18 protein-coding genes are annotated in these 17098 nt (G+C 74.0%); 11 read left to right on the plus strand and 7 right to left on the minus strand.

The genetic code is table 11. The annotated features are described in order from the left end of the window. Positions 1-214 precede the first annotated feature (214 nt). A complete protein-coding gene (locus FHS37_RS00360; RefSeq protein WP_184816938.1) occupies positions 215-1147 on the minus strand; it encodes an SCO1860 family LAETG-anchored protein in 933 nt (310 codons plus the stop codon). 178 nt (positions 1148-1325) lie between these two features. Further along, a complete protein-coding gene (locus FHS37_RS00365; RefSeq protein ID WP_184816939.1) occupies positions 1326-2417 on the minus strand; it encodes an amidohydrolase family protein in 1092 nt (363 codons plus the stop codon). A gap of 143 nt (positions 2418-2560) precedes the next feature. Between FHS37_RS00365 and FHS37_RS00370 the strand changes: the two genes are divergently transcribed. From FHS37_RS00370 to thpD, 6 genes are all read left to right on the plus strand, one after another. Then, positions 2561-3661, plus strand: a complete 1101-nt coding sequence (locus FHS37_RS00370; protein WP_184816940.1) for a pyridoxal-phosphate-dependent aminotransferase family protein — start codon at positions 2561-2563, stop codon at positions 3659-3661. A gap of 108 nt (positions 3662-3769) precedes the next feature. After that, positions 3770-4153, plus strand: coding sequence for a mycothiol transferase (locus tag FHS37_RS00375; RefSeq protein WP_184816941.1), 384 nt, complete (start codon positions 3770-3772; stop codon positions 4151-4153). 330 nt (positions 4154-4483) lie between these two features. Beyond that, complete coding sequence (gene ectA / locus FHS37_RS00380) at positions 4484-4990, plus strand: diaminobutyrate acetyltransferase (protein WP_184816942.1); 507 nt, start codon at positions 4484-4486, stop codon at positions 4988-4990. Positions 4991-5057: 67 nt separating this feature from the next. Beyond that, positions 5058-6329: a diaminobutyrate--2-oxoglutarate transaminase gene (ectB, locus tag FHS37_RS00385; protein ID WP_184816943.1), complete on the plus strand. Its 1272-nt coding sequence runs from the start codon at positions 5058-5060 to the stop codon at positions 6327-6329. A 62-nt stretch (positions 6330-6391) separates the two neighbouring features. Then, a complete protein-coding gene (locus FHS37_RS00390; protein WP_184816944.1) occupies positions 6392-6790 on the plus strand; it encodes an ectoine synthase in 399 nt (132 codons plus the stop codon). A gap of 7 nt (positions 6791-6797) precedes the next feature. Beyond that, positions 6798-7709: an ectoine hydroxylase gene (gene thpD, locus FHS37_RS00395; RefSeq protein WP_184816945.1), complete on the plus strand. Its 912-nt coding sequence runs from the start codon at positions 6798-6800 to the stop codon at positions 7707-7709. 89 nt (positions 7710-7798) lie between these two features. Here thpD and FHS37_RS00400 read toward each other — a convergent pair whose 3' ends face one another. The 5 genes from FHS37_RS00400 to FHS37_RS00420 form a co-directional block, all read right to left on the minus strand. Continuing rightward, positions 7799-8851 (minus strand): aminotransferase class V-fold PLP-dependent enzyme, encoded by a 1053-nt coding sequence (locus FHS37_RS00400; protein WP_184816946.1) that lies wholly within the window; start codon positions 8849-8851, stop codon positions 7799-7801. 96 nt (positions 8852-8947) lie between these two features. Beyond that, a complete protein-coding gene (locus FHS37_RS00405) occupies positions 8948-9703 on the minus strand; it encodes a DsbA family oxidoreductase (protein WP_184816947.1) in 756 nt (251 codons plus the stop codon). Between the two features lie 88 nt (positions 9704-9791). Next, on the minus strand, positions 9792-10298 hold the full coding sequence (locus FHS37_RS00410; protein ID WP_229890069.1) for a GNAT family N-acetyltransferase: 507 nt from the start codon (positions 10296-10298) through the stop codon (positions 9792-9794). A gap of 43 nt (positions 10299-10341) precedes the next feature. Then, complete coding sequence (locus FHS37_RS00415) at positions 10342-10950, minus strand: DUF1349 domain-containing protein (RefSeq protein ID WP_184816948.1); 609 nt, start codon at positions 10948-10950, stop codon at positions 10342-10344. Between the two features lie 92 nt (positions 10951-11042). Then, on the minus strand, positions 11043-12572 hold the full coding sequence (locus FHS37_RS00420; protein ID WP_184816949.1) for an aldehyde dehydrogenase (NADP(+)): 1530 nt from the start codon (positions 12570-12572) through the stop codon (positions 11043-11045). Between the two features lie 142 nt (positions 12573-12714). On the opposite strand from FHS37_RS00420, the gene FHS37_RS00425 reads away from it, so the two are divergent. The 5 genes from FHS37_RS00425 (at position 12715) to FHS37_RS00445 (ending at position 17045) form a co-directional block, all read left to right on the plus strand. Then, complete coding sequence (locus tag FHS37_RS00425; RefSeq protein WP_184816950.1) at positions 12715-13488, plus strand: IclR family transcriptional regulator; 774 nt, start codon at positions 12715-12717, stop codon at positions 13486-13488. 29 nt (positions 13489-13517) lie between these two features. After that, entirely contained in the window at positions 13518-13991 is a 474-nt protein-coding gene (locus FHS37_RS00430) for a GNAT family N-acetyltransferase (protein WP_184816951.1), read from the plus strand. An 83-nt stretch (positions 13992-14074) separates the two neighbouring features. Continuing rightward, positions 14075-15109 carry a hypothetical protein gene (locus FHS37_RS00435; protein WP_184816952.1) on the plus strand — a complete coding sequence of 345 codons (1035 nt, stop codon included), beginning with the start codon at positions 14075-14077 and terminating at the stop codon, positions 15107-15109. After that, complete coding sequence (locus tag FHS37_RS00440) at positions 15106-16386, plus strand: sensor histidine kinase (RefSeq protein ID WP_184816953.1); 1281 nt, start codon at positions 15106-15108, stop codon at positions 16384-16386. The genes FHS37_RS00435 and FHS37_RS00440 overlap by 4 nt, the downstream gene beginning before the upstream one ends. Further along, positions 16383-17045, plus strand: coding sequence for a response regulator transcription factor (locus FHS37_RS00445; protein WP_184816954.1), 663 nt, complete (start codon positions 16383-16385; stop codon positions 17043-17045). Before FHS37_RS00440 ends, FHS37_RS00445 begins: the two co-directional genes overlap by 4 nt. The last annotated feature ends 53 nt before the right edge of the window (positions 17046-17098 follow it).

A 17098-nucleotide genomic window follows, 5' to 3' on the forward strand; every position in this document is an offset into this window, starting at 1 on the left:
CGCCCGCCGCGCCCGGCCCCGCGGAGACACCTCCCTCTGAGGCGAGGGACCGGCCGGAACGGAAGGCGGGGCCGCGGACCGGAAGCGCCCGCCCCGTCGGCCCAGGACCACAGCACGAGGCCCCCCCGCACGGCCCGAGCGGACCGCCCGCCGGACCCGGGCCGACGGCGCGGGAGGGCCCGCCCCGCTCAGGAGCGGGGCCCGGGTGGGGGTGTCAGTTCCGTCGGCTCCGGCGGGACAGGGCCACCGCTCCGCCGCCCGCCGCGAGGAGGGCGATCGCGCCGCCCGCGACGTACGGGGTCGTCGAGCCGCCGCCCGTCTCCGCCAGGTCGGCCTCGGCGGGCGCCGCCTGCTCGGCGCGTGCTCCCTGGGGCCGGACGCCGGCGGCCGGGGGCGTGCTCGCGGCGGCCGGCCGCTCGCCCGGGGCGGCGGGGGCCTCGCACGTGGCCTCGGCCAGGGTGAGCGTGCCGTCGACCTCGGCGACGTTCAGGTCGAGCGGGTCGACGGAGACCTTCAGCCGCAGCGCGGTGGCGGCGGCCGTACGGGACGTGGTCTCCGTCTTCGAGAGGTCCAGCCGCACCTCGCCGACACCCGGCACCTTCACCTCGGTCGGTCCGGCGGAGGTCGGCGTGACGCGTTTGCCGAGCACCGTCACCGCGCCGGGCAGGGTCACCGAGGCGAACGGGGTCTGCCCGGCCTCGCAGACCGCCTCGGAGCTGACCTTCTCGAGCTCGACGAGCCCGAGCAGCGGAAGTCCGGGCACGTGGACCCGGGCCTCGGCGAGGGTGGTGGAGGCCTCGGCCCTGTTCCCCTCCACCGTCGCGCTGGCGTCGGCGACCTCCGCGCGCAGCACCGTGAACGGCCTGCCCCCGTCCACGCCGTCCAGCCGGGCGGTCAACGCGGTCTTCCGCGCGCTCCGCGGCGCCCGGACCTCGTTGAGGGAGACGGTGAGCGGCACGTTCACGGTCTTGTCGAGCAGGGACACGTCGAGCCCGGTGCGCAGCACGGCGGCGCCGGCGCCGCCGTGCTCCTCGGTGGCGTGCGCGGAACCGGCGCCGACCAGCGCGGCGGGGCCTGCGGTGAGGGCGGTGGCCGCGGCGACGGCGATCAGACGGCGTGCGGGCATGCGGAAGGCGGCGCTGTTCAAGGTGGTGGGACCCCCGGGAGACATGTGTGGGACCCGGAAAGAATGTCCGCGCGGGGAGCGGGCCGTCAGCGATCCGGCAGCTCTTCACCCCTTCGTGGCGGACTGGCAGATCCTTTCGATTCCCGGGGCACGGCTGTTCCCCGGCGTCACTCTCGCGTGCCCCGCCGGCCGGGCGCCCCTACCCGACCACGCGCCCGTTCAGCACCACCCGGCGCGGATCCCTCAGCACCCGTACGTCCACGCGCGGGTCGGACGCGTAGACCACCAGGTCCGCCGGGGCGCCTTCCTCCAGCCCGGGGCGTCCCAGCCACGCGCGGGCCGCCCAGGTGCCGGCCGCGAGGGCCTCGACGGGCGGGAGGCCGGCCCTGACCAGTTCGGCGACCTCGTCCGCCGCCAGGCCGTGCGGGAGGGTGCCGCCGGCGTCCGTGCCGACGAAGACGGGGATGCCGGCGTCGTGGGCGGAGCGCACGGTGTCGTAGCGGCGCTCGTGGAGCCGGCGCATATGGGCCGACCAGCGCGGGAACTTGGTCTCGCCGCCGTCGGCGAGCGCCGGGAAGGTGGCGATGTTGACGAGCGTGGGGACGATCGCCACGCCCCGTTCGGCGAACAGCGGGATCGTCTCGTCGGTCAGGCCCGTCGCGTGCTCGACGCAGTCGATGCCGGCCTCGACCAGGTCCCGCAGGGAGTCCTCGGCGAAGCAGTGCGCGGTGACGCGGGCGCCCAGCCGGTGGGCCTCCGCGATCGCCGCCTCGACGGCGCCGCGCGGCCAGCAGGCCGACAGGTCGCCCAGGTCGCGGTCGATCCAGTCGCCCACCAGCTTCACCCAGCCGTCGCCGCGCCGGGCCTCCCGGGCGACGTACGCGACGAGGTCGTCCGGCTCGACCTCCCAGGCGTAGTTGCGGATGTAGCGCCGGGTGCGGGCGATGTGCCGGCCGGCCCGGACGATCTTCGGGAGGTCGTCGCGGTCGTCGATCCAGCGGGTGTCGGAGGGCGAGCCCGCGTCCCGCAGCAGCAGGGCGCCGGCGTCGCGGTCGGTGAGCGCCTGCTTCTCGGCGACCTCCTCGGGAACCGCGCCGTGCCGGTCGAGGCCCACGTGGCAGTGGGCGTCGACCAGGCCGGGCAGCACCCAGCCCTCGACCGTCCGGACGTCGCGGGCGCCGCCGGGACGGTCGTAGGAGATCCGGCCGCCGACCACCCACAGCTCGTCGCGGACCTCCTCCGGTCCGACGAGCACCCGCCCCTTCACGTGCAGCACCGCGCGTTCGCTCATGCACGGCACCCTAATGAGGCGCGGTCCGGGCCTGTCCACCCGGTCCGGGGCCCCTGCGGTCGGGCGGGGCCCCCGGAGCCGGTTACGCTCGACTGCGTCGACCCGCGAAGCCGCGAAGTGAAGAGAGCGAAGAGAGCACCGCCGTGACCCACCCCCTCCTCGACCTGGCCCCGCTGAGCGCCGCGCACTTCGCCTCGATCGAGGACCGCGTGGCGCGCCTGCTCCGCACCGAGCAGGACGTCGTCATCACGCAGGGCGAGGCGCTGCTGCCGCTGGAGGGCGCGATCCGCGCGACCGCGGGTCCCGGCACGACCGCCCTGAACGTCATCACCGGCCCCTACGGGCAGACCTTCGGCGACTGGCTGCGGGACTGCGGCGCCACGGTGATCGATCTGCCGGTGCCCTTCCACACGGCGGTGACGGCCGAGCAGGTCCGCGGCGCCTTCGCCGAGCACCCGGAGATCGACTTCGTGTCCCTGGTGCACGCGGAGGCGGCCACCGGGAACACCAACCCGGTCGCGGAGATCGGCGAGGTGGTGCGGGCGCACGGGGCGCTGTTCTACCTGGACGCGGTGGCGTCGATCGGCGCCGAACCGGTGCTGCCGGACGCGTGGGGCGTGGACCTGTGCGTGATCGGCGCGCAGAAGGCGATGGGCGGCCCGGCCGGGGTGTCGGCGGTGTCGGTGAGCGAGCGGGCGTGGGCGCGGATGGCCGCGAACCCGCGGGCGCCGCGCCGTTCCTACCTGTCCCTGCTGGACTGGAAGGAGCGCTGGATCGACGGCGGCCGCAAGGCGCTGCTGCACGCGCCGGCGCAGTTGGAGATGCTGGCGCTCGAGGCGTGCGTGGAGCGCATCGAGGCGGTGGGCCTGGAGGAGGTCATGGCCCGGCACGCGTCGGCCGCGGCGGCCACGCGGGCGGGCGCGCTCGCGCTGGGCGGCGGCCTGGAGCCGTACGTGCGCGAGGCGGCGGACGCCGCCCCGGTGGCCACGACCCTGCGGGTCCCGTCGGGCACGGTGGCCGCGGACCTGGTGGCCCGCGCCCTGGCCGCCGATCCGGCGCTCCCCCTGGCCGCGGGCGGCGGCGCCCTCGCCGAGGAGATGATCCGCGTCAACCACTACGGCCCCGACGCGACGCCGGGCGCGGTGCGGGCGTCCCTGGCGGCCCTGGGCACCGCCCTGGCGGCAGAAGGCCTGACGGTGGACGTGGAGGCGGCCCTGAACGCGGTCGAGAAGGCCTGGCGGTAGCAGAGCGGGCGGGGGTTCCCCGGTCGACGTGCGGTTCCCCGCGTGTCGCCTCGGCCGACGCGTGGTTCCCCCGTGTCGGCCCGTGCGCTCCCGTGTCACGTTCCCCTCATGTCCGCGAACCCGCCCCGGCCCCCGCTCGCCCTTCCCGGCGGCCGGCCGGTCCCCCGGCCGGCCGGTGACGAGCGGTCCCTGCCGGAGGACCGGCCGGACCACCACCGCGGGACGCCGGCGCCGAAGTGCGCGGGGCTGGACGACGCACGGGTGCGGCCGGCCCCGGTGGCGCCGTCGGCGCTGACCCTGCCGGGGCTGGTCCAGCATCCCGCCGAGGTGGAGCGGAACCGGTTCCAGCGGGTCGTCGCCGGCCTCGACGTGCCGATCGCCGGGGCGGAGGTCGGTCTGCGCCGGGTGCTCATCCGTCTGATCGAGTGCGCGCGGCACAACGGCCACGCCGATCTGCTGCGCGAACGCATCGACGGGGTGACCGGGACATGAATTCCGCACACTTCCAGGAATCCCTCGCACACGTCTTCCCGCGATATTCTTTCGCCTATTCGTCAATTACATTCCGGGGCAGTTTCCCCTCTTCTCCTGCCCGCTTCCTCCGGTCCTAAACACAAGGATTCCGGACACCGGTCACGGGAGTTACACAGTTGTGACCGGTTCCACATCGCGCCCGTTTTGCGCCGTACACCCCCCGCGTAACGGGACATTTCACCGAGGCCTCGCGCGGACCCGTACGCCCGCGCGATAACACAGATCAAGCCCGCGCGTAACCCCGTCAGACGATGCAATTTTGAATTTCCCTGGGTAAGTTCAATTCGCATGACTGCCGCACAAGCAGACCTGCAAATCGACCGCCCCACCGTGGCGGACGGAGCCGTGCTGTGGCGGATAGCCAGGGACTCGAAGGTCCTCGACCTGAACTCGTCGTACAGCTATCTGCTGTGGTGCCGTGACTTCGCCGCCACCTCGGCCGTCGCCCGCGACGAGCGCGGGGAGCCGATCGGCTTCGTCACCGGATACCTGCGGCCGGACAGCCCGCGCACCCTGCTCGTCTGGCAGGTCGCGGTGGACGGGACGCACCGGGGGCGCGGCGTCGCCGCCGCCCTGCTCGACGGCCTGGTCGCGCGGACCGCCGCGGAGCACGGGGTGGACACCGTGGAGACCACCGTCACACCGGACAACACCGCGTCCGAGCGCCTCTTCACCGCGTTCGCCGAGCGTCACGGCGCCCTGCTGGACCGCGAGGTGCTGTTCGCGGCCGGCCAGTTCCCCGACGGACCGCACGGCCCCGAGGTCCTGTACCGCATCGGTCCCCTCGCGCACTGACCGCACGGCCCCCGTCCCGATCCCCCGACTCCCTCCGACCTCACACGCCACCGAGGAGCGATTCGTCGTGACCATCACCCAGCCCGACCTGAGCGTCTTCGAGACCCTCGAGTCCGAGGTGCGCAGCTACTGCCGCGGCTGGCCCACCGTCTTCGACCGTGCGCACGGCAGCCGCATGTACGACGAGGACGGCCACGAGTACCTCGACTTCTTCGCCGGAGCCGGTTCACTCAACTACGGGCACAACAACCCCGTCCTGAAACGGGCGTTGATCGACTACCTGGAGCGGGACGGCGTCACGCACGGGCTCGACATGTCGACGACGGCCAAGCGCGCGTTCCTGGAGTCCTTCCAGAACTGGATCCTGCGCCCGCGCGACCTGCCGTACAAGGTCATGTTCCCGGGCCCGACGGGCACCAACGCCGTGGAGTCCGCGCTGAAGCTGGCGCGGAAGGTGAAGGGGCGCGAGGCGATCGTGTCGTTCACCAACGCCTTCCACGGCATGTCGCTGGGCTCGCTCGCCGTGACCGGCAACGCCTTCAAGCGGGCCGGGGCGGGCATCCCGCTGGTGCACGGCACGCCGATGCCGTTCGACAACTACTTCGACGGCACGGTCCCCGACTTCCTGTGGTTCGAGCGGCTCCTGGAGGACCAGGGGTCCGGCCTCAACAAGCCCGCCGCAGTGATCGTCGAGACCGTGCAGGGCGAGGGCGGCATCAACGTCGCCCGGCCCGAGTGGCTGCGCGCCCTGGCCGAGCTGTGCGAGCGCCAGGACATGCTGCTGATCGTCGACGACATCCAGATGGGCTGCGGCCGCACCGGCGCCTTCTTCTCCTTCGAGGAGGCCGGCATCACGCCCGACATCGTCACCGTGTCCAAGTCGATCAGCGGCTACGGGCTGCCCATGGCGCTGACCCTGTTCAAGCCGGAGCTGGACGTCTGGGAACCGGGCGAGCACAACGGCACCTTCCGCGGCAACAACCCCGCCTTCGTCACGGCCACCGCGGCCCTGGAGGCGTACTGGGCCGACGGCTCCGCGATGGAGAAGCAGACCCGTGCGCGCGGCGAGCAGGTCGAGCGGGCGCTGATCGCCGTCGCCGAGGAGAACCCCGCCGACGTGAAGGAGTACCGGGGCCGCGGGCTGGTGTGGGGCGTGGAGTTCCACGACAAGGGCCGCGCGGAGCGGGTCGCCCGGCGCGCCTTCGACCTCGGGCTGCTGATCGAGACGTCCGGCCCCGAGAGCGAGGTCGTCAAGCTGCTCCCGGCCCTGACCGTCACCCCGGACGAGCTGGACGAGGGGCTGACCACACTCGCCCGCGCCGTCCGCGAGACCGCCTGAACCACCGGGCCGACCGCCCGGACACCTGGCAGACACCACCATCTAGGAGGCATCGCAGCACCGTGATTGTCCGTTCCTTCAAGGAGATCGAAGGCACCGACCGGCACGTGAGGTCCGCGTCCGGCACCTGGGAGAGCAAGCGCATCGTCCTCGCCAAGGAGAAGGTCGGCTTCTCCCTGCACGAGACGATCCTGTACGCGGGCACGGAGACGTCGATGTGGTACGCGAACCACATCGAGGCCGTCGTCTGCGTCGAGGGCGAGGCCGAGCTGACCGACCGCGAGACCGGGCGGACGTACACCATCACGCCCGGAACCATGTACCTCCTGGACGGTCACGAGCGGCACACGCTGCGCGTGAAGGAGGACTTCCGCTGCATCTGTGTCTTCAACCCGCCCGTCACCGGACGGGAGGACCACGACGAGAACGGCGTCTACCCGCTGCTCACCGAGGAGGTGTGAGGTTCCCATGACCACCGCGACCACCGCCACCGGCACCCAGGTCCCCGACCTCTACCCGACGCGTGGCACCGCCGAGGTGCTCACCCCGCGACAGGACCCGGTCGTCTGGGGCGCCCCCGACGCGCCCGGCCCGATCACGCCGGCCGACCTGGGAGCCTTCGAGCGCGACGGCTTCCTCGCCGTCGACCAGCTGATCTCCGAGGACGAGGTCGCCGTCTACCGGGACGAGTTGAACCGGCTCGTCACCGATCCGGAGATCCGCGCGGACGAGCGCTCGATCGTCGAGCCGAAGTCCAAGGAGATCCGGTCCGTCTTCGAGGTGCACAGGATCAGCGAGGTGTTCGCGCGCCTGGTGCGCGACGAGCGCGTCGTCGGCCGGGCCCGGCAGATCCTCGGTTCGGACGTCTACGTCCACCAGTCGCGGATCAACGTCAAGCCGGGCTTCGGGGCCAGCGGCTTCTACTGGCACTCGGACTTCGAGACGTGGCACGCCGAGGACGGTCTGCCCCGGATGCGCACGGTGTCGGTCTCGATCGCGCTGACCGAGAACTACGACACCAACGGCGGGCTCATGATCATGCCGGGGTCGCACAGGACGTTCCTCGGGTGTGCGGGGGCCACGCCGAAGGACAACTACAAGAAGTCGCTGCAGATGCAGGACGCGGGCACGCCGTCCGACGAGGCGCTGACGTCGATGGCCTCCGAGCACGGCATCAGGCTGTTCACCGGCAAGGCCGGTTCGGCGACCTGGTTCGACTGCAACTGCATGCACGGCTCCGGCGACAACATCACTCCGTTCCCGCGCAGCAACGTGTTCATCGTGTTCAACAGCGTCGAGAACACGGCGGTCGAGCCGTTCGCGGCGCCGGTGCGGCGGCCGGAGTTCATCGGCGCCCGGGACTTCACCCCGGTGAAGTAGGCGCACGACAGGACTGCGGGCCGGTGCCTCCTCGTGTGGGACGAGGAGGCACCGGCCCGCTGCCGTGCGCCCGGCCGCGGTGCGGGACCTCAGGCGGACAGCGCGTCCAGCAGGCGGTCCACATCGGCAACCGTGTTGTACAGGTGGAAGGACGCCCTCAGGTGGCCCGCGCGGTTCGACACCTGGATGCCGGCCTCCGCCAGCTCCGGCTGGAGGCGGCCGAGTCCGGGCACGGACACGATCGGTGAACCGGGCGAGGGCACGGGCGTGCGGCCCAGGCCCGCGAGCCCCTCGCGGAAGCGGTCGGCGAGGGCCAGGTCGTGGGTGCGGACGGCGTCCACGCCGATCTCCTCGACGAGTTCGAGGGAGGCGCGCAGTCCCGCGTAGGTGAACAGGGCCGGGCTGGAGTCGAACCGCCGGGCGGAGTGGGCGAGTTCGGTGACGGGTCCGTAGCAGCTGTCCCAGGGGTGCTCCCCCGCGACCCAGCTCGCCTGCACCGGCGTCAGGTCGCCGAAGTCCTCGGGCACGACGAGGAAGGCCGCCCCGTGCGGGCCGAGCAGCCACTTGTAGGTGATGGAGACGGAGTAGTCGAACGCGTCGGCCTCCACCGGCAGCCAGCCGGCCGCCTGGGAGAAGTCGACGTAGGTGCGCGCCCCGTGCGCCCGGGCCGCCTCGCGCAGCGCGGGCAGGTCGGCGATCCGGCCGTCGGCGGACTGGGCCGCGCTGACCGCGACCAGCGCGGTGCCCGGCCGGACGGAGTCGGCGAGCCGCTCCAGCGGCACGGCCCGCACCTTGAGGTCGCCGCGCGTGTGGAACGGGTTGAGGACGGAGGTGAAGTCCTCCTCCACGGTGAGGACTTCGGCGCCCGGCTGCAGCGACGCCGCGATCAGCGCGGTGTGCAGGGCGACCGTGGCCCCGGTCGCGACCCGCTCGACGGGGACGCCGACCAGCCGGGCGTAGGCGGCCCGGCAGGCCTCGACGTCGGCGAACAGCGGGTCCACCGAGCGGCCCTCCGCACGGAGCCGCACGGCGTCCCGGAGCGCGGCGACGGTACGGGCCGGCAGGAGGGCGTTGCTCGCGGTGTTCAGGTAGGTGTTCTTCGGGGTGAACTCGGCACGGACGAGGCTCTCGAAGGTCTCCATGGAACCACTCTGGGCCCTCGGGATCTCCCCGTCCACTGCGGGATTCTTCGCGATATCACCAAGGAACGCTTATGAGTACGGTCCGACCTGGGCGTTTCAGTGCTGCGGCACCGCGCACCCGTCCGGACCGCAGACCTCCCCGGCGTCCCCGCCGTCCCGGGTGTCCTGACCGTCCGCCGCACCGGAGCCGCCGTCGACCGGCTTCAGCCGCGGGCGCTCGCCCCAGGCCTGGTCCAGCGCCCGGGCGAAGACCTCGGCGGGCTGGGCGCCGGAGACGCCGTACGCGCGGTCCAGCACGAAGAACGGCACCCCGGTCGCGCCGAGCTGTGCGGCCTCGCGCTCGTCGGCGCGGACCCCGTCGGCGTACGCCTCCGGGTCGGCGAGGACCCGGCGGGCGGCGTCCGCGTCCAGGCCGGCGGCGGCGGCCAGCTCGACGAGCCGTTCGTCGTCGTCGTAGACGGACCGCTCCTCGGCGAAGTTGGCCCGGTACAGCAGGTCGAGCAGCTCCGTCTGGCGGCCCCGCTCACGGGCGAAGTGCAGCAGGCGGTGCATGTCGAAGGTGCTGCCGTGGTCCCGGCCCCGGGTGCGGTAGGGCAGGCCCTCGGCGGCGGCCTGGGCGCCCAGGTTGTCCTCACCGGCCTCGGCCTGCGCCTCGCTCATGCCGTACTTCCGGGTGAGCATCGTGATCACGGGCTGGATGTCGTCCTTGGCGCGGCCCGGGTCCAGTTCGAAGGAGCGGTGCACCACCTCGACCTCGTCGCGGTGCGGGAAGGCGGCCAGCGCCTTCTCGAAGCGGGCCTTTCCGACGTAGCACCAGGGGCAGGCGATGTCGGACCAGATCTCGACGCGCATCGTGTCGGCACTCTCTCCAGGTCGTGCGGGTGCGGAGGCTCCCTCCGCCGACTGCGTGAACGTTCAAGCAGCCTCTTCCATTCCCCTCTCACTCACCGGGCACGGTGAACCGCAGGTGGAGGTGGTGGTCGTCCTCGGCGGGCGGACGCCGCGGGTCCGGGGTCCAGCCCCGGCGGGCGTAGAACGCCTGCGCGCGACGGTTGCCGGGGTGTACCTCGAGGACCGCCTCCCGTCCGCCGTCCGCCCGCCACTGCTCCACGCAGGCGGCGTGCAGGGCGGTGCCGACACCCGAGCGCCAGTGGCCGGGGTCGACGTGGAACTGGAACAGCTCGACGGTCTCGGCGGGGCCGCCCTGCGGGGTGCGGAAGGAGGCGACGCCCACCAGGCGGGCGTCCCGCACCGCGCACAGCACGTGGCCGTCGGGCCGCTCGACGGCCTCCCGCCACCGCGCCCGCCAGTCGGTGCCGTCGTCGGGGAGGCCGTCCGGGCAGTACGTGGACCGGGCGCGCCGGTGCAGCGCGGCGATGTCCGGGGCCTCGACGGCCAGGGCGGTCCTGATCAGCAGGGAGTCGACGGTCCGGTGCGCTCTGATCACGCAACGGAGGACGTCACCGCCCGGCCGGCGGTTCCCGGCCCGCTCAGTCGCCGCTCCTGAGGTCGCGCGGCCAGTTCGGCCGGAACTCGATGCGGTCGTACGTCACCACGCAGCCCTCGCCCACCGGCGACTGGGTCATGAAACCGACCAGGGCGGCTCCCGACTCCTCCTCGTCGCCGAGGGTGAAGAGGCGCACGAAGGTCCAGCGCTCGCCGTCGCGGGAGGCGTGGAAGGCGAAGGCGCGGCCGGTGCGGCTCACCCGGAGCCAGACGGAACTGCCGTCGACGGTGAAGGAGTTGGCGTCGTCGGAGTGGCCCCGGGTGACCACCGTGCAGACGGTGGGCACGTCCGGGGAGTACTCCAGGCAGAGCTTGGCCCAGGCCCGCTCGCCGACGTGGACGTAGAGCACCCCGGCGTCGAAGGCGGCGGCGAAGCCGACCGTGACGCGGGCGATCAGCTGGAAGTCGCCCTCGGGCGCGCCCAGCAGCCGGGGGGCGTCGGCGGCGGGGTCCAGCGCCTCGCCGGTGGGCGGCACGAAGCGGTCCTGGCGGGCGCCCGCCCAGCCGGTCAGCGCGCCGTCCTCGTACGACCAGTGGCCGTCGGGACCGTATGTGCGGAGGGCGAAGGGGAGTTCGGGGAGTTCCACGTCCATCCGACGAGTGTCCCAGGTCCGGTGCGTCGGTCCGGAAGGGGCCGGGGCCCGCCCGGCGGATCGTGCCGGACGGGCCCCGGGACGCCGTCCGGTCAGCGCTCCAGGCGGCCGTTGAAACGACGCGGCAGCCCGAGCGGGTTGTCGTCCCGCAGCTCCTCCGGGAGCAGCGCCTGAGGCGTGTTCTGGTACACGACGGGCCGCAGCCACCGCTCGATGGCCGTGCCGCCCACGGAGGTGGACGTGGAGGTCGTCGCCGGGTAGGGCCCGCCGTGGTGCTGGGCGGGAGCCACGGCGACGCCGGTCGGCCAGCCGTTCACGAGCACGCGGCCGGCCAGGGGCGTCAGCTCCCGCACGAGCTCCGCGCCGCGGCCCGCGCCCGCCGCCTCTTCGGCGGACAGCTGGACGGTCGCGGTGAGGTTGCCCGGCAGCCGCGACAGCACGGCCCGCGCCTCGGCCTCGTCCTCGTAGCGGGCCACCACGGTGACCGGGCCGAAGCACTCCTCGAGGAGCAGGTCGTGCTCGCCCTCCTGAGCCAGCCGGCTCGCCGGGACGGCGAGGAAGCCCGCGCCGACCGCGTGCTCGCCGGCCGCGCCCGGCGTCACCGGGGACTCCACGTCGGGCAGCTGGGCGCGCTCGGCGACCCCGGCGACGAAGTTGTCCCGCATGCGGTGGTCGAGCAGGACGCCCGCGTCGGTGTCGCTGACGGCGTCCGTCAGCGACTTCACCAACCGGTCGCCGGCCGCCCCGGCCGGCGCCAGGACCAGGCCCGGCTTCACGCAGAACTGGCCGACGCCCAGTGTCATCGAGCCCGCCAGGCCCGCGCCGATCTCCTCGGCGCGCTCGGCCGCCGCGGCCTCGGTGACCAGGACCGGGTTCAGGGAGCCCAGCTCGCCGTGGAACGGGATCGGGACCGGGCGGGCCGCGGCCGCGTCGAAGAGGGCGCGGCCGCCGCGCACCGAACCGGTGAAGCCGGCCGCCGAGACCAGCGGGTGCTTGACGAGCTCGACGCCGGCCTCGAAGCCGTGCACCAGGCCGAGCACTCCCTCGGGGACGCCGTGCCGGGCGGCGGCCCGGCGCAGCACCTTGGCGACCAGCTCGGACAGGCCCGGGTGGTCGGGGTGGGCCTTGACGACGACCGGGCAGCCGGCCGCGAGCGCGCTCGCGGTGTCGCCGCCGGGGACGGAGAAGGCGAAGGGGAAGTTGGAGGCCGAGTAGACGGCCACGACGCCCAGCGGGACCTTGTACCGGCGCAGGTCCGGGACGGGCGGGGTCGCGGTGTCGTCGGGGTGGTCGATGACGACGTCGAGGAAGGCGCCCTCCTCGACGATGCCGGCGAAGGCCCGCAGCTGGTAGCAGGTGCGGGCGAGTTCGCCGGTCAGCCGGACCGGGCCGAGCGCGGTCTCCGCGTCGGCGGTCTCGACGAGCACGTCCTTGGCCGCCTCGAGTTCGTCGGCGGCCGTGCGCAGGAAGGCGGCGCGGACGGTGCGGTCGGCCAGCGCGTCCCGCGCGTCGTGCGCGGCCCGGACGGCGGCGTCCACCTCCTGGGCCGTGGCCTCCACCGCAACCTGTTCACGCTGCTTCCCGGTTCGGGGGTCGACACTCCAGACTGGTGCTGCTGCCACCGCGGGTCCCTCCACTTGATTGCCGCATGCCATGCCGCAGGATGTACGCCATCCACCAGGACTGTTCGATATACTGAACGCTGTCTCTGGTGATGAATATGCTGGGGAGACTATTTCCCGGCGAACGAGGGGGTCAAGGGCGATGTCGGCTGGCGAGACGGGCGGCGGTGCGCAGGTCAAGTCCGCGGTACGGACCGTCGAACTCCTCGAGTACTTCGCCGGACGCCCCGGCATGCACTCCCTCGCCGCGGTCCAGGAGGCCGTCGGCTACCCCAAGTCCAGCCTCTACATGCTGCTGCGCACCCTCGTGGACCTCGGCTGGGTGGAGACGGACGCGACGGGCACGCGCTACGGCATCGGTGTGCGGGCGCTGCTGGTCGGCACCTCCTACATCGACGGCGACGAGGTGGTCGCGGCGGCCCGCCCGACCCTGGACCGGCTCTCGGACGACACGACGGAGACCATCCACCTCGCCCGGCTCGACGGCACCAACGTCGTCTACCTGGCCACCCGCCAGTCGCAGCACTACCTGCGCCCCTTCACCCGGGTCGGCCGCCGGCTGCCCGCCCACTCGACCTCGCTGGGCAAGGCGCTGCTGAGCACCCACACGGACGAGCAGGTGCGCAAGATGCTCCCCGAGACGCTGCCCGCCCTGACCGAGAACACCATCACCGACCGGGAGAGGCTCATCGAGGAGCTGCACCAGGTGCGGGAGCAGGGCTTCGCCGTGGACCGCGAGGAGAACACGCTCGGGCTGCGCTGCTTCGGCGTGGCGATCCCCTACCGCACCCCCGCGCGGGACGCGATCAGCTGCTCGGTGCCGGTGGCCCGGCTCACGCCCGCGCACGAGCAGATGGTCAAGGACGCCCTGTTCGACGCGCGTGACCGGCTGACCCTGGCGACCCGGAGGCTCTGAGGCTCTGAGCGAGGAAGGCGACGAACGCGATGGACATCACCCTGCGCGCGGTGCACGACAGCGACCTGCCGGTCTTCTACCGGCAGTCGAACGACCCGGACGCCCTGCGCATGGCGGCCTTCACGCCCCGGGACCCGGCCGACCGGAGCGCCTTCGACGCCCACTGGACCCGCATCCGCAGCTCACCGGACGTCGTCGTGCGCACCGTGCTGGGCGATGGTGACGTGCTCGGCCACGCGGCGGTGTACGGGGAGGCGGGCGAGCGCGAGGTGACGTACTGGGTCGACCGGGCGTACTGGGGCCGGGGCGTCGCCACGGCCGCGCTGCGCGGACTGCTGGCCGAGGTGACCGAACGCCCGCTGTACGCGCGCGTGGCCGCGGACAACGCGGGGTCGCTGCGCGTGCTGGAGCGGTGCGGCTTCGAGGTCCGCGCGCGGGCCACGGCGTACGCGCCCGCGCGGGACGCGGAGATCGACGAGCTCGTGCTGACGCTGGACGCCTGAGATCCGGCTCTCCCCCGCGCGGCGGAGGCGGATCGTCGCCGTGCAGGAGGTGTCCGCGGGCGGCCGCGCGGGAGTCTGAGGGCATGTCGCAGTCACTCGCCCCCGCCGTCGCCGCCGGCGGTGCCCCGCTCCCCCGCTCCCGCAGGCTGCTGCGCGCCGTCGCCGTCGGGGCCTGCCTGCCGTACCTCGCCCTCAAGACCGCCTGGGTGGCCGGCAGCCACGTCGGCGTCCCGGCGGGCAGCGTGCTGCTGGACCACCCCACCGAGACGGCCGTGGCGAACGTCCTCACGATCCTGATGGACGGCGCCGTGATCGTGCTCGCGCTGCTGCTGACCCGGCCGTGGGGCCGCGGGGTGCCCGCGTGGCTGCTCGCGGCGCCGATGTGGGTCGCGACCGGACTGCTGGCGCCGATCATGGCCGGCTACCCGCTCCAGCTGCTGGTGCGGGCGTTCGGGGGCCAGAGCCCCGCGGGCACGGCGACCGGCGCGGACGAACCCTTCCTGCACGCGTGGGTGTTCGCCGTCGTCTACACCGGGTTCATCGTCCAGGGCCTCGCGCTGGGCTCGCTGTTCGTGCTGTACGCCCGGGACCGCTGGGGCCGTCTGTGGCGCGGCCGGATGTGGGACCTGTCCGCCGGGACGACGGGGACGGCACAGCGGGTCGTCGCGGTGGCGGCCGCCGTGCTCGCGCTGTTCCCGCTGGCGCTCCGGGCCCTCTGGGCCTGCGGCGGCACGGCCGGGCTGAGCGCGGGCGTCGTCGCGGGCCGGGGCAGCGACTTCCACGTCCTGGAGTCCCTGTACGTCGTCTTCCTCCTGGCCGCGGTCGGCGGCGGCCTCCTGCTGGCCTTCCGGCGGACTCCGGCACTGCCGGTGCGGGTGCCGCTCGTCCTCGCCGGGGTCGGCTCCGGTGCCGTGGCCTGCTGGGGCGGCTGGATGGCGGCGGCCGCGCTGCTGTCCCCGGGAGATCCCGCCGACCGCCCGACGGGACTGATGCTCCTGGCCTACGCTGGCCAGATGATCGTCGGCCTCCTCGTCGCCACCGTCGGCGCCCGTTTCCTCGTGGCGCGGTCCGTCCTCGGGGCGCGGTCCGCCGGGGCAGTGAAGTCTCCGGTGACGTGAGGGCGTTCGCGCGGCTGCTGTTCGGCCGGCGGGCCCGCCTGCGCTGGATCCACCTGATCCTGGGCGGCGCGCTCGCCATGCCGTACGTCTTCGTCGGCGCGGTCGTCGTCGGGCCGGCGGCCGGCGGCACCGTCGTCTTCACGTCGATCGTCCTCCAGCTCGCCTCCTTCGGCGTCGGCCTGCCGCTCGCCGCCCTCACCTCCCTGTTCCCGCTGACCCGGCCGCTGGAGACCGCCGCCGTACGCTGGCTGTGCGGGGTGGACCCGGACCGGCTCGCCGAGGGGCCCGCCCGGGGCCGGGCGGCCAGGAGCCGGACGGCGGCCTGGTTCACGCTGCACCTGGGGATCGGCGGGATCGTCGCCGGGATGTCGCTGGCGCTGCCGCCGTTCGCCGCCGTGCTGATCGTGCTGCCGCTCGTCGCGGGGCTGCGGGACTCCCGGCTCGGGCTGCCCGAGGTGTTCGAACACCCCTGGGCACTGGCGCTCGCGCCGGTCGCGGGCGTGGCCTCGCTCCTCGCGCTGGCCGGCTGCGCGGCCGGGGCCGGTGCGCTGCTGGCCCGCTGGGCGCCCGCGCTGCTCGGTCCCACCCCCGAGGACCGGCTCGCCGCCGCCGAGGCGCGCGCCGCCGACCTCGCCGTGCGCAACCGGCTGGCGCGCGAGCTGCACGACTCCGTCGGGCACGCGCTGAGCGCGGTGACCCTGCAGGCGAGCGCGGCCCGCCGGGTCCTCGACAGCGATCCGGAGTTCGTCCGTGAGGCGCTCGCCGCGATCGAGGAGACCACCCGGCGCACGGTGGGCGAGCTGGACGCGGTGCTCGGTGTGCTGCGGGACGGCGACGCTCCCGGCACGGCCCCGGCGCCCACGCTCGCCGCCGACCTCGACGGTCTGCTGCGCCGCACCCGGGCGAGCGGGCTGAGGGTGTCGGCCACCGTCGAGGCGGCGCCCGGGTCCCTGCCGCCGGTGCTGTCCCGCGAGGCCTACCGGATCGTGCAGGAAGGGCTGAGCAACGTCCTCAAGCACGCCGGCGAGGGGGTCGCCGTCGCCCTGCGCGTCGAGGTGCGGGACGGCCATCTGGAGATCACCGTCGCCAACCCCCTGGCCGTCGTTCCCGGCCCCCGCCCGGCGCCCCGCCCCGGCGGCGGCCACGGCCTGCGCGGCGTCGAGGACCGCGCCCGGCTGCTGGGCGGCACGGCCCGGGCCGGCCCGGTGGAGGGGACCTGGCGGCTGCACGTACGGCTGCCGGTGCGGACGGCGCCCCGACCGAAAGGACTCCCATGACCCGCCCCTCCCCGATCCGTGTCGTCCTCGCCGACGACGAGCGCATGGTGCGCACCGCGCTGCGGGCGATCCTGGCCGCCGAGCCGGACCTGGAGGTGGTCGGTGAGGCGGCCACCGGTGCGGAGGCGGTGTCCGTCGTGCGGGAGTGCCGGCCCGACGTGGTGCTGATGGACGTCCGGATGCCCGAGATCGACGGCATCCGCGCCACCGAGCAGATCCTCGCCGGGCTCGACGCGCCGCCCCGGATCGTCGTCGTCACCACCTTCGAGAACGACTCCTACGTGTACGACGCGCTGCGCGTCGGAGCCGCCGGGTTCCTGCTCAAGCGGGCGGACGCCGACGCGCTCGTGGGCGCGGTGCGGCTGGTGGCGCGCAGCGACACCCTGCTGTTCCCGGCGGCGGTCCGCACCCTCGCCGCCGAGCACGCGCGCGCGTGCCCCGCCCCGCCGCAGTGGGTGGCGCGGCTCACCGGGCGGGAGAGCGAGGTGCTGCGGCACATGGCGGCCGGACTGACCAACGCGGAGATCGCGCGGCGGATGGAGGTCGGACCCGCCACGGTGAAGACGCACGTGGCGTCGGTGCTGGCGAAGACCGGCGCCCGGGACCGCACCCAGGCCGTCATCGCGGCCTACGAGGCGGGTTTCCTGCGCGACCGGTGAGCGGTCGCCCGGCCGGTTTCATGAACGTCCGATGAGAAATCGGGCGGACGGGA

The organism is Streptomyces griseomycini (assembly GCF_014203535.1).
Lineage (GTDB): Bacteria > Actinomycetota > Actinomycetes > Streptomycetales > Streptomycetaceae > Streptomyces > Streptomyces griseomycini.

Bases quoted from the DNA above. Each gene is read 5' to 3' on its own strand.
- FHS37_RS00365 (WP_184816939.1), bottom strand. From the start codon at position 2,417: ATGAGCGAACGCGCGGTGCTGCACGTGAAGGGGCGGGTGCTCGTCGGA.
- FHS37_RS00375 (WP_184816941.1), top strand. From the start codon at position 3,770: ATGTCCGCGAACCCGCCCCGGCCCCCGCTCGCCCTTCCCGGCGGCCGG.
- ectA (WP_184816942.1), top strand. From the start codon at position 4,484: ATGACTGCCGCACAAGCAGACCTGCAAATCGACCGCCCCACCGTGGCG.
- thpD (WP_184816945.1), top strand. From the start codon at position 6,798: ATGACCACCGCGACCACCGCCACCGGCACCCAGGTCCCCGACCTCTAC.
- FHS37_RS00400 (WP_184816946.1), bottom strand. From the start codon at position 8,851: ATGGAGACCTTCGAGAGCCTCGTCCGTGCCGAGTTCACCCCGAAGAAC.
- FHS37_RS00405 (WP_184816947.1), bottom strand. From the start codon at position 9,703: ATGCGCGTCGAGATCTGGTCCGACATCGCCTGCCCCTGGTGCTACGTC.
- FHS37_RS00415 (WP_184816948.1), bottom strand. From the start codon at position 10,950: ATGGACGTGGAACTCCCCGAACTCCCCTTCGCCCTCCGCACATACGGT.
- FHS37_RS00425 (WP_184816950.1), top strand. From the start codon at position 12,715: ATGTCGGCTGGCGAGACGGGCGGCGGTGCGCAGGTCAAGTCCGCGGTA.
- FHS37_RS00430 (WP_184816951.1), top strand. From the start codon at position 13,518: ATGGACATCACCCTGCGCGCGGTGCACGACAGCGACCTGCCGGTCTTC.
- FHS37_RS00435 (WP_184816952.1), top strand. From the start codon at position 14,075: ATGTCGCAGTCACTCGCCCCCGCCGTCGCCGCCGGCGGTGCCCCGCTC.
- FHS37_RS00445 (WP_184816954.1), top strand. From the start codon at position 16,383: ATGACCCGCCCCTCCCCGATCCGTGTCGTCCTCGCCGACGACGAGCGC.